The organism is Microcystis flos-aquae FACHB-1344 (assembly GCF_014698375.1).
GTDB lineage: Bacteria > Cyanobacteriota > Cyanobacteriia > Cyanobacteriales > Microcystaceae > Microcystis > Microcystis aeruginosa.
The window spans coordinates 1-10,687 of the sequence record NZ_JACJSW010000028.1 but is presented as its reverse complement, the minus strand read 5'-3'; the positions used below and the strand labels follow the sequence as shown (position 1 = coordinate 10,687).

Below are 10,687 nucleotides of genomic sequence, written 5' to 3'. Positions count from 1 at the left end.
ATAAAGGGCTTTCAGACTATCGGTTAGTTGAATCAGGGATGCTGGTTTCATGCGAGTTCCTCACTCTGAGGATTTTCCCATTATTATAGGATCAATCATTCTCTGTAATTCTCTTAAGACCTTTGACCTTTATAATGAGCTAAGACCATTTGATAACAAGAAATGGGGGATATTCCTTTTAATCTTTATCTTCAGTCATTTATTCCCAAATAGCAACGACTATACTAATAGGTAAAAAAACAACAAGAAAGGGAAGAGAAATTAAAATTATTAATAAATCAATCAAAAAAATTAGGTCTCGACTTTTAAAGTATCTAAACTTGTTTTCATAAGGCTTTGAAAGTAAAGAGATACATTTTTAGCGTATCTGGATTTTGTGTATTTTCTCAGTTTTTTTAAAACTTTTTTACTCTTAATAGAAAGAATAGATTCATAAATAGGGTCTGCTGAATAAATGTGAAATATAGACGAGGTAAGGGTTTTAGGGTTTTGTTTGGCGAAACAGGTGCAAGATTTTGAGAGAATCGTGGTTCAAAACCTGGCATCTTCATCGGCCCGCGTCCTGTAGGGGCGAAGCATTCGGGCATAACCTATCGGTGAAACCGTAGATTTCCTATCCGAATGCTTCGCCCCTACTTTTTGCCGCAAGCCCTAAATATATTTTTATTCCTCATAATAGCCCCATTCATGCAATTGTACTCCTGACTCCTAACCCAACCAACAAACTTTTTCAGCCAACCCTACTTAGGTTCTCACTAAGGATTTATTGACAGTGGCTTCAATTTGATAAATAGATGAAAGGACGCTACCTTGATGATTATTGACTAGATCATATTTGACTTCTTGTAAATAATTAAAAATGGCATCCCGCAGAATCGGTTTTTCAATGTTTACCCGGTGCTGATAGTCCCATAAATCCCAAACTATCAAACCAATTCCCACGATTGGATCGATTAATTCTGCCCCAAAACTACTCGCTACTGCTCCACCGGTTTTAGTGGCAATTTTCGCCCCCGTTTTTCCCGCTAGGGACAAATAAACTGTGCTGCCCACTTTCATCACTGGGACCAGAGATTTAACTCCTAAAGCAGTGGTGCCACCGACTAAAAGTTTAATTGATGTGTTAGAAATATTGCCCTCGGTATCTTGAATTGTTATGGCTATATCACTAAGATAACGGTCCCATTTGCCTTGGGGAATTTGATAACTGGCCTGAATATTCTCTAATTCATTGCTTAAATTATTGACATATAAATTAACGGCATCCCTAGTAATTCTCTCTAGACGCAATTGGGCCTCTTGGGGACGAATTACCCGTTTAGTAAACTCGGTTTGAATAGTTTTGGTCAAATTTTCCGCCACCACCTGTTCCGGGGGTGGATTATCTGTATTGACCCAGTGAGCGATCGAGGAGTATAATCCGCTTAAAAAGGCCTTGCCCTCAAATTGTTTTTGATTGAAATAGTTAAAATACCAAGGCAAAAAACCCTGATCTACTCTTGTCATCAACTCCTCCACCCATCCCTCAATTTCTCCTAGGGCGAAGCTTTGAGAATTTGCTCTCGCTGTCTGTAAAGCTTGGCTAATCTCCCGATCAATTTTACTGTTAGATTTTTCGGGTATAGTGATGGGAATCTCTAGGTTAGTTTCGGTAGCAACCCTAGTTTTTAACGGTTCATTGCCGGCAGTTCCTAGCCAAATTTTCCCTAAAAGAGGCAAGATAACCACTAGAACAACTATAGCCCAAATTAACGGGGTTATTGCCTTAATCAGTTGACTGATTGCCTGAATGCGGTTAGTTTTTTCACTATACTGAGGTGGCTCAATATTCTCTTGTGAATCTGGCCTGGAGTTCATCAGTTAACCTACTTAAAATTATTAGATCATTGTTCTCAAAAAACCGCAGAAACCCCAATTTTCCGAGCAGTAAACTGGAGAGGGCATATCGGGTAAAAGGCAGCCAATACCCGATAAATATCGGCAATTTTAGCGAATCTCTGCCTTCATCCGTTCAAGGGTTTGCTCCATTTGGTCGAACATCATTTGGGGAGTCATACCAAATTGACCTAATTGGGTTTTTAGCTGTTCTACGGTCATTTGGGCGGAGAAATCCTCAGATAACTCGAAACGCTTCATAAATATCTTGTAGCGTTCCATTAACTCCTCCATCCTATCGATAAAGATGATTTTGCCCTCTCGATCGAATTTACCGTACTCGCTGCCTAGTTGTGTGAGGGACTGGTAATCCTCAAATAGCTGTCTAGCTTCCTGTTGAACCACTTCTGAGTCAAAGAATCCCATAATCTTAAAACTGCTTATCGTCGATAGTTATTCTCTCCCCTATTTTATTTTAGCCGGGGAAAAAGTCTAGCTCCAGCCGATTTACGGATTACCGTATTGGGGAAATCGAGAAGATCACAAACGACCTCTCGTCGCAGTTTAACCGTTGCCCCAGGGAGTTTAAGATTAAAAGTGATCAGACCTCTTGTAAAAATCAAAAATTGTCCTTTAACTGCCCCACAGTGGCTATTTTGAGCAATTTGGGCTGCAGCCCTTATAATTTGCCAAAACGACGATGACGACCCTGATAATCTTTTAAAGCGCGGTGAAATTGCACTCGATCGAAATCGGGCCAGAGGGTGTCAGTAACATAGATTTCCGCGTAGGCCATTTGCCAGAGTAAAAAATTACTAATTCGCATTTCCCCACTACTGCGAATTAACAGGTCTGGGTTAGGAATCCCGGCAGTATAAAGATACTGTTCAAAGAGAGATTCATCGATTGCTTCTGGGGAGACTAAACCCTGTTGCACCTGACGAGCGATCGCCTGACAAGCTTGCACGATCTCCTCTCGGCCACCATAATTAGTAGCCACCGTAAATTGAATACCGGAATTTTGGCTAGTTTCTGCTTGAGATTTAGCAATTTCCCGTCTTAAAGACTCTGGCAAGACTGATAAATTACCAATAAAGCGAATTTTGACATTTTGCTGCATCATTTCTTCTAATTCGCGCCGCAAAACCCGCTCGAATAGAGTCATTAAAAACTCTACTTCCTCGAGGGGACGACCCCAATTTTCTGTAGAAAAAGCATAAGCAGTTAAAGCGGGAATCCCCCAGTCACGACAACAGCGCAGCAAGTCCTTAAGTGCATCTACTCCCCGTTGATGGCCCATAATCCGGGGTAAACCACGATTTTTCGCCCAACGACCGTTCCCATCCATAATCACTGCGACGTGCTGAGGCAAACGGTTTTTATCTAAATCCGTAGGTAATTCTGGTGATAAGCTCGGTTTAACAGTCATTTTCTATCTTTCGGGGTTGCGCTGGGCGAACGGGAGAATTTTTCTAAGATTAGACGACCTTTTAAGCCAATTGTACGCCCTAAACGTCCCCAACTCGGTGCGACCACTTCCCCCTCTCCCGACGGAGAAAACTTCGCTTCGAGCAGCTCTTTTAGTTTACTACTGGTTAAAGGCCGATCCAAATTACCCCCCGACGCGAGGGAAATCGAGCCGGTTTCCTCAGAAACCACAATACAGATACAATTATCTAGCCTTTCGGTAATGCCCATGGCCGCCCGATGACGGGTGCCTAATTGCCTAGAGGTACTGCGCTCCGATAAGGGTAGAATAACACCAGCGGCCACCACTCGATCGCCCCGAATAAATACGGCCCCATCGTGCAGTAAAGTTTTAGTTTGAAAAATAGTTTGAATTAATTCCTTAGATACTTGGCCATTGAGCGTCACCCCCGGATTGACAAACACCTTGGTGTCGAGATTGCCACTGGTTTCTAATACCATCAGCGCGCCGGTGCGATTTTGAGATAGATCCTTCACCGCGTCCACTAACTCATCAATGACATTATCGGTCTTGGGAGTGGGGGAACTTTTTTTAAATAATTCCCACACTTGACCTTTGCCCAATAATTCTAAAAAACGGCGGAATTCCGACTGAAAAATCACAGCAATCGCCACTGCTGCCCCCAAAATCAATTTTTCTAGGACTAACCCCAGCAAGCGCAATCCTAGGGCATCGCTAATCACCGAGGCCAGCATTAAGTAGATTAGTCCTCGCACCATCCAAAAGGTACGCCGCTCGCCGATAATTAGCAGCAGCATATAGGTAAGGAGGAGAACTAACCCAAAGTCTAGGACTGACAGACCATGGCTGAGAATCCAGGACAATAACCGGCGAGGGTCCAGAAAAAAACCCGACATGGGGGACGATAGCGATGAGGTTTATATCAAGGAGAGTCGATTGGTTGACATACCCCACGCCGTAAACGGACGTGGATTCTTCTAGCATCACTGCTGTGAATTTCTGGCTCAACGAGTCCACTTGAATTAGATTCCTGGCGAAATCCAACCCAGAGGTGGTTCTCTCCTCAGACTTTCGCTCCATTACAGAAGCCTGTTCTCGTATGCCCTACGATACAGTTCAAAACCTCTAAAATAATTGGTTTCTTTGGTACTTGACGCTTAGAGCTTTTACCTATAGGAGCATTCCCCTATAGAACCCCATAACTCTAGTTTTCAAGGTGCGTTCATCGGTTGATGACTGGGTTTTTTAAGCGGTTGCTTACCCTGCCCGCTATTCTTAATATCATACATCCTATAAAGTCGCCCTAAAAGGGCGAGGCTTTAAACCCAATTTTTCGGTAAACGGTCTTGACGCAGCAAATCCGCCAGATTTTCCCGTTCAAGGATCAGATTAGCTTCTCCGTTGTGGACAATTACCGCCGCCGGACGGGGTAAGCGGTTGTAATTAGAAGCCATACTGTAGTTATAGGCCCCCGTGGCTAAAACCACTAAAATATCCCCCGGGTTGGTTTTCGGTAGCGTAATATCCTTAATTAGAATATCGCCTGATTCACAATGTTTTCCAGCTATTGTCACCACTTCCTGACATTCTTGACTCATTTTATTGGCGACCACGGCCCGGTAAACCGATTGATAGGTAATCGGTCGAGGATTATCGGACATTCCGCCATCGACGGCGATATAGGTGCGGATTTCGGGGATTTCTTTGCGATTACCCACTGTATAGGCCGTTACGCAAGCGGTGGCAATCAGAGAGCGTCCCGGTTCGGCAATGAGCAGGGGATAAGCGATACCTCTTTCCTGACAAGCTTTGGCCACTGCTAAGGACACTGCTTGCACCCATTCCTCGATACTTGGGGGGTCATCACTTTCCAGGTAGCGAATCCCTAAACCACCACCCACATTTAATTGCTCTAGGGGTAAACCCCGTTCTAATCCTAATTTAAACCAATCTGCCAGCACAGCGGCCAGGTCTTGGTGGGGTTGACGTTCAAAAATCTGGGAACCGATGTGAGCGTGTAAACCCAGACAATTCAGCAGCGGATGAGCTAAAACATAGTCAAATACCGCTTCGATTTGATGAGGGTCAAAACCAAATTTACTGTCTAAGTGACCCGTGCGAATATATTCGTGGGTGTGACACTCGATGCCGGGGGTTAACCGCAATAGGATCGGAATAGGGTTATCAGGACGATTTTCGCCTAATTTAACCAGATTTTCTAACTCTAGCCAGTTATCAACGACAATAATGCAGTTATGCTCGATCGCATATTCTAACTCGGCGATCGATTTGTTATTACCATGAAAGTATATCGGCACATCGGTTTTATTGATCTGGTCTAAAGCGGTTAACACCGTGTGAATTTCTCCGGCCGACACCACATCAAAACCTAATCCCTCCCTAGCGACCACGGCCGATAGGGCCAGGCAATTCCACGCTTTCGAGGCATAAATTACCCTAGATTCTCCGGGATAATGAGTCTGGAAACCTTGCAGGTATTGACGACAGGCTGTGCGGAGGGTGACTTCATCGACAATATACAAGGGTGAACCGAAACGTTCCACTAGGGTGGTGACATCACAACCACCGATTTCTAGACAATCGCGGTTATTAACCTTGGCTGTCAGGGGTAACAGGGTTTGATTCGGGGATAGACAATCTTGATAGGCTAAATATTTTTGTCCGGAATTGCTGATTTTAGGTTCAGTTGATAGCATGATCGGTGTTTTTTGTCAAGAAATCGATAAATTTTGTTACAATCCCCGCGCATCCCCGATTCAGTTAAGGGAATTTTGACCGTCGGTGATCTAGATAACCAAAATAGTTCTCTCTTTCAGTGTACGATCAACCACCCGCTAAAAATCCCTTTTTTGTCAGGAAAAAATCGAGCAGCGACCCCGAAATAGTGGTAATAGTATTGAAGGAGTGGTCTTAAAAGTGATGATATGACTGACCAGAATGGCGTGTTAGTAGAAGAACAAAGCGAGGATATTACCCGTAAGATGAGTCAATTAGCCACTGAGTCGCCGAAAAATCAATTACAGATTCTGACACAATTAGCTGGGGCCGGAGAAGCTGGCCTAACTGTATTGAGAGATTTTTTGTTGGCCCAGCAGCCCACTCCTGTTAATCTGGTGACAGGTAAGGCTTATCAATTGCTCTATCAAGATAATAGCGATCAGAGCAAGGAATTTTTAGCTAATTATTTCCCCACGGGTGTTGTTCCCCTCGATAGTGCTAAAGGTATCGATTATCGACTTTTACAGGAATTATTGGCTAAACAGGATTTTCAAACTGCCGATAGTCTCACCCGTCAAAAACTCTGTGAATTAGCAGGAGAAGGAGCAATACAGAGGAAATGGGTCTATTTTACGGAAGTAGAAGCTTTTCCCAAGGTTGACATTCAGACTATTGATCATCTTTGGTTAGTTCATTCGGAAGGGAAATTCGGTTGGTCGGTGCAGCGCAAATTATGGATAGGTGTCGGTCAAGATTTCCCGAAACTCTGGCCGAAAATTGGTTGGAAAAATGGCAATAATTGGACGAAATACCCCCAAGAATTTATCTGGGATTTAAGCGCTCCCGTGGGCCATTTACCCCTGTTAAATCAACTGCGCGGGGTGAGAGTGGCCGCCTCTTTATTCTCCCATCCCGTCTGGAGTGAAAAATAGATTGAGATCATTTGGACTCGGGTATTGTATCAGCTTTCTACATTTTCGGGACGATTTCTTGTAAGGCCGCTTCTAGATTAGGATAACGATAGTCAAAACCGAGCGCTTGAGTGGCTTTTGGCAGCACTTCTTGACCTTCTAAGACGATTTTTGCTCCTTCTCCCAAGAGAATTTCGAGGGCAAAATCTGGCACTGGCAACCAAGAAGGACGATTCATTACTTCCCCTAAAATCTGACAGAATTCTTTCATCCGGACGGGATTGGGTGCAGTAGCGTTGAAAGTACCGTTAATTTCTGGGCGATCGAGACAATAGATAATTAAATTAATTAAATCATCCCGATGAATCCAAGAAAACCACTGACGACCGCTGCCAATCGGTCCGCCGGCAAATAGTTTGAAGGGTGGGATCATTTTCCCTAAAGCTCCCCCATTGCCTAAAACAATACCCGTGCGAAGAATGACTAAACGAGTGCCGTAATCTTTAACTTTTTGGGCGGCTGTTTCCCACTTTTTACAGACATCTGCCAGAAAATCGTCACCAGGAGGGCTATTTTCGTCAAAACTAGCGGTTTCACTGGTTCCATAGTAACCGATCGCCGAGGAGTTAATTAAAACTTGCGGTTTCTGGGCGGCCAAGGCGATCGCCTCGACAATTTTCTCGGTGCCGATTTGCCGACTAGCGACGATTGCCTGTTTTACTTCACCGGTCCAGCGTTCCGAAATCGGTTCTCCCGCTAGATTAATCACCGCGTCACATCCGGAAATCTCTTTTTGCCAATCCCCCGATTCTGTGGCGATATAAGGAATAATCTCTATCTTAGGATAGATTGACTTTGGGTAAATTCTCCCGGCTTTATCGGGATTGCGAGTCAAAATTAGGATGTCATCGCCGCGATCATAGAGTTTGACCACCAATCTACTACCCACAAATCCCGTCGCCCCAGTAATCGCTATTTTCATGGTTTCTTGACTAAATTTATCCTTATTTTAGCTCGTTTTTAACTATCAGAACTCAGTATTCAGGAGTCAGGAGTCAGGAGTCAATCAGGAGATTATTTTTATTTATTCTCCCCACACCCTACACCCTACACCCCACACCCCACTTCTCACTTATCCTGATACCCCATCCCGTTGGCTGCCGCATAACGATTCATAAAGCGCATAAAACGCTCCCAGTGTTCATCGGTGATTTCAAAACCACATTCTACCCGTTGAATTTCATCCCCTTCATCTCCTCCAAAAATAAACTTAGTCGAGTTGGGAATAACTATAATCACTCCTTCCTCATCGGTGAGACGGAGATCGCCGTAGGTACGGGTGGTGAAACTTTGGAAACGTTCGATCGCTTTCAGGGTTTTAAAAGTCATCAGGACATTGCGAATCCCGGTACTTTTATTTTTGCGGAGACTAACACCGCTTAATTCTTCTGATAAACCGACAAAAAACTCGATCGTGGGAGTGGTCATAGGTATAGCTATAAAATTTTAGTTATTGATTTTCTCTTAATTACTTTTGATGGGGAAAAATTAGTTCATGATTACTAATAAAGTAACCATGAACGGAAAAACAAGCTATTCCGCTTCTCCACCTTGGATTTTGAGGAGGAGAAAACCCCAAGCTAATCCGACGAGGACGAGAACGATCGCCACGATCGCCCCATTAAATAACATACTTTCTGCGGTCATGGTGATTGCTCCTGAGCCTACAATAATCGATCAACAGATCAATGGTATTTTAACCTACGAAGGCGATCGACTGCTGCCGGACTAGGGCAAAATTGAGGGGGAAAATCGGCCAATAACTTTGAGAATTTTCCTAGTATATACGTTCTAGCAATCCTGCCCCTCTCCTCAAGGAAGGATGCTCACCCCCATGCTAGATATTTTTAATACTATTTTTATATTTGCTGTCGCCACTTTATGATAATGTCTTATCTGCTTAATTTTCCACTTATACTAGAAAAATTAAGTATTGATAACTATTGGTGATGACTGGTAAAAAATCATTTATGCTCAAGATCAAGTTAATACTATTTTTAGGTTTGTTGCTGCTGAGTTGTCAATCGACTAATCTCAATGGTAATAATAGTTCGAAGGCTCAGATTACGACTGAGAATCAAGGGCAAATATTACCGCTCACGGCCAAAGCAGATATTAATGGTGAGATGATTGAGTTAGAAGTGGCTCAAACCCCAGAACAACAGGCCAAGGGTTTAATGTATCGCTTGTCTTTGGAGAAAAATCGCGGTATGCTATTTCCCTTTGCACAACCTCTGGTGGCCCGGTTTTGGATGAAAAATGTCTCGATTCCTCTAGACATGATTTTTCTAAAAGATGGTATAGTAAAAGCAGTTTTGCTCAATGTCCCTCCTTGTGCTGTCGATCCTTGTCCTGTCTATGGGCCAAACACCATGGTTAATCAAGTGATCGAACTAGCCGGGGGCCGAGCGAAAGAATTAGGAGTGAAAGAAGGAGATAAAATTAAGATTGAGTCTATCTCAAGACCTTGATTTTTGAAAATGGTGTTAACTTTCTTATAGAAGGTGTCCCTTGTCTGGAAGTATAAGTATGGCTGTTATAAGGTATTACGCATTTATACTGTTTAAGATATAACCATATCGATTAAGATTTTTATAGTCTATCAAGCATAGATTGAATAATCTTCACCCTTGCTATAGATTAAACAGAGACAAAATTCTGCTCGAGCTAACGGGACTATCTTAAGAGAGCCAGCGATTTTTAGAAAAGCTGATTACAATTTAAGCAGCTCTATCGAAATCATCGAGATAGCTTAGATACAGAAACAACGGTCGCGAGACTAACTGTCCTTGAAACCGATCAGGTGGTGTTTTATTGAAATTACGAGATATACTATTGAGGAAAAAGTACCCCCATGTCCACGATTGCCTATTCCCAATTCCGACAATTTCTACAAGAGGAATTGTCCCTTCCCCAAGAATCGATCGCTATGGCCGAGCGCTCGATCCAATCTGATAAAATTCATTTACCGATGATTCTCTGGCAGTACGGTTTAGTGACCTTGGAACAATTAGACAAAATTTATGATTTTCTCGAAAAGGTAGTCTAATCTTACAATTGCTCACTATTGACAAGGAGAATAATTGCCATGGCTGCTCATAGTTTCTGGCACAGTTTGAAAATTCCGATCCCAAAAACTACCAATCATCACTTGAGAAGTGGGTTATTTAAACCCACTTTTTTAATAACTATACAATTGAGAATTATCGATTAACTGCTCAGTCCATGAAACCCCATGACCAATTTGCCAAAAATTACCTTGAACAATTACTTTCTCCCCTGGGAATCGTCGAAATCAGCAAAGAAGTCAGCGACGAAACTCGACAGATAGATTTATTTTTTTCCCCCAATGCCGAACCCAACCCCAATTATCTGGGATTATTAGGCAGAATTGTCCTTAATACTGTCTTAATTGAACCCTATCGCAATCCTCCTAACCGGAGCGAGATTCGCAATTGTTTAGCGAAACTTTTGACAATTTTAGCCGAACTGCAAAGACAAGCTAAACGAGAAAATCAGAGCTACAATGAAGACAATGCCCCTCGTTTGTGGATTTTATCCCCTTCGGCTGGTATCACTGTTTTAGAGGGATTTGGGGCAAAATTAGACCCAGATTGGCCAGAAGGAGTCTATTTTCTTCCCTCGCTTTATC

11 protein-coding genes and 1 pseudogene are annotated in these 10,687 nt (G+C 43.0%); 4 read left to right on the top strand and 8 right to left on the bottom strand.

From position 1 onward, the window contains the following. Positions 1–744: 744 nt before the first annotated feature. From H6G48_RS01695 to lysA, 5 genes are all read right to left on the bottom strand, one after another. On the bottom strand, positions 745–1,857 hold the full coding sequence (locus H6G48_RS01695; RefSeq protein ID WP_190718460.1) for a hypothetical protein: 1,113 nt from the start codon (positions 1,855–1,857) through the stop codon (positions 745–747). A 129-nt stretch (positions 1,858–1,986) separates the two neighbouring features. After that, positions 1,987–2,301, bottom strand: a complete 315-nt coding sequence (locus H6G48_RS01690; protein ID WP_002767238.1) for a DUF1825 family protein — start codon at positions 2,299–2,301, stop codon at positions 1,987–1,989. Positions 2,302–2,554: 253 nt separating this feature from the next. Next, complete coding sequence (gene uppS, locus H6G48_RS01685) at positions 2,555–3,304, bottom strand: polyprenyl diphosphate synthase (protein ID WP_190718457.1); 750 nt, start codon at positions 3,302–3,304, stop codon at positions 2,555–2,557. Then, positions 3,301–4,221, bottom strand: coding sequence for a diadenylate cyclase CdaA (cdaA, locus tag H6G48_RS01680; RefSeq protein ID WP_190718454.1), 921 nt, complete (start codon positions 4,219–4,221; stop codon positions 3,301–3,303). Before cdaA ends, uppS begins: the two co-directional genes overlap by 4 nt. A 423-nt stretch (positions 4,222–4,644) precedes the next feature. Further along, the gene (gene lysA / locus H6G48_RS01675) at positions 4,645–6,042 is read right to left on the bottom strand and encodes a diaminopimelate decarboxylase (RefSeq protein WP_190718451.1); all 1,398 of its coding nucleotides are present in this window, start codon (positions 6,040–6,042) and stop codon (positions 4,645–4,647) included. Positions 6,043–6,270: 228 nt separating this feature from the next. Here lysA and H6G48_RS01670 point away from each other — a divergent pair, with 228 nt between their 5' ends. Continuing rightward, on the top strand, positions 6,271–6,996 hold the full coding sequence (locus H6G48_RS01670; protein WP_190718448.1) for a GUN4 domain-containing protein: 726 nt from the start codon (positions 6,271–6,273) through the stop codon (positions 6,994–6,996). A 37-nt stretch (positions 6,997–7,033) separates the two neighbouring features. On the opposite strand, the gene thyD is transcribed toward H6G48_RS01670, so the two are convergent. The 3 genes from thyD to petM form a co-directional block, all read right to left on the bottom strand. After that, positions 7,034–7,957, bottom strand: a complete 924-nt coding sequence (gene thyD / locus H6G48_RS01665; RefSeq protein WP_190718445.1) for a thylakoid membrane protein ThyD — start codon at positions 7,955–7,957, stop codon at positions 7,034–7,036. Positions 7,958–8,103: 146 nt separating this feature from the next. Then, positions 8,104–8,463, bottom strand: a complete 360-nt coding sequence (gene psb28 / locus H6G48_RS01660; protein WP_149988306.1) for a photosystem II reaction center protein Psb28 — start codon at positions 8,461–8,463, stop codon at positions 8,104–8,106. 105 nt (positions 8,464–8,568) lie between these two features. Then, positions 8,569–8,682 carry a cytochrome b6-f complex subunit PetM gene (gene petM, locus H6G48_RS01655; protein ID WP_012265655.1) on the bottom strand — a complete coding sequence of 38 codons (114 nt, stop codon included), beginning with the start codon at positions 8,680–8,682 and terminating at the stop codon, positions 8,569–8,571. Positions 8,683–8,984: 302 nt separating this feature from the next. Between petM and H6G48_RS01650 the strand changes: the two genes are divergently transcribed. From H6G48_RS01650 to H6G48_RS01640, 3 genes and pseudogenes are all read left to right on the top strand, one after another. Then, on the top strand, positions 8,985–9,506 hold the full coding sequence (locus tag H6G48_RS01650) for a DUF192 domain-containing protein (RefSeq protein WP_190718442.1): 522 nt from the start codon (positions 8,985–8,987) through the stop codon (positions 9,504–9,506). 383 nt (positions 9,507–9,889) lie between these two features. Continuing rightward, complete coding sequence (locus tag H6G48_RS01645; RefSeq protein ID WP_045358889.1) at positions 9,890–10,084, top strand: DUF2949 domain-containing protein; 195 nt, start codon at positions 9,890–9,892, stop codon at positions 10,082–10,084. 176 nt (positions 10,085–10,260) lie between these two features. Then, positions 10,261–10,687 (top strand): annotated as a pseudogene (locus tag H6G48_RS01640) (flagellar assembly protein H); the annotation flags it as partial.

Bases quoted from the DNA above. Each gene is read 5' to 3' on its own strand.
- uppS (WP_190718457.1), bottom strand. From the start codon at position 3,304: ATGACTGTTAAACCGAGCTTATCACCAGAATTACCTACGGATTTAGAT.
- H6G48_RS01695 (WP_190718460.1), bottom strand. From the start codon at position 1,857: ATGAACTCCAGGCCAGATTCACAAGAGAATATTGAGCCACCTCAGTAT.
- H6G48_RS01645 (WP_045358889.1), top strand. From the start codon at position 9,890: ATGTCCACGATTGCCTATTCCCAATTCCGACAATTTCTACAAGAGGAA.
- H6G48_RS01650 (WP_190718442.1), top strand. From the start codon at position 8,985: ATGACTGGTAAAAAATCATTTATGCTCAAGATCAAGTTAATACTATTT.
- petM (WP_012265655.1), bottom strand. From the start codon at position 8,682: ATGACCGCAGAAAGTATGTTATTTAATGGGGCGATCGTGGCGATCGTT.
- lysA (WP_190718451.1), bottom strand. From the start codon at position 6,042: ATGCTATCAACTGAACCTAAAATCAGCAATTCCGGACAAAAATATTTA.
- thyD (WP_190718445.1), bottom strand. From the start codon at position 7,957: ATGAAAATAGCGATTACTGGGGCGACGGGATTTGTGGGTAGTAGATTG.
- psb28 (WP_149988306.1), bottom strand. From the start codon at position 8,463: ATGACCACTCCCACGATCGAGTTTTTTGTCGGTTTATCAGAAGAATTA.
- H6G48_RS01690 (WP_002767238.1), bottom strand. From the start codon at position 2,301: ATGGGATTCTTTGACTCAGAAGTGGTTCAACAGGAAGCTAGACAGCTA.
- H6G48_RS01670 (WP_190718448.1), top strand. From the start codon at position 6,271: ATGACTGACCAGAATGGCGTGTTAGTAGAAGAACAAAGCGAGGATATT.
- cdaA (WP_190718454.1), bottom strand. From the start codon at position 4,221: ATGTCGGGTTTTTTTCTGGACCCTCGCCGGTTATTGTCCTGGATTCTC.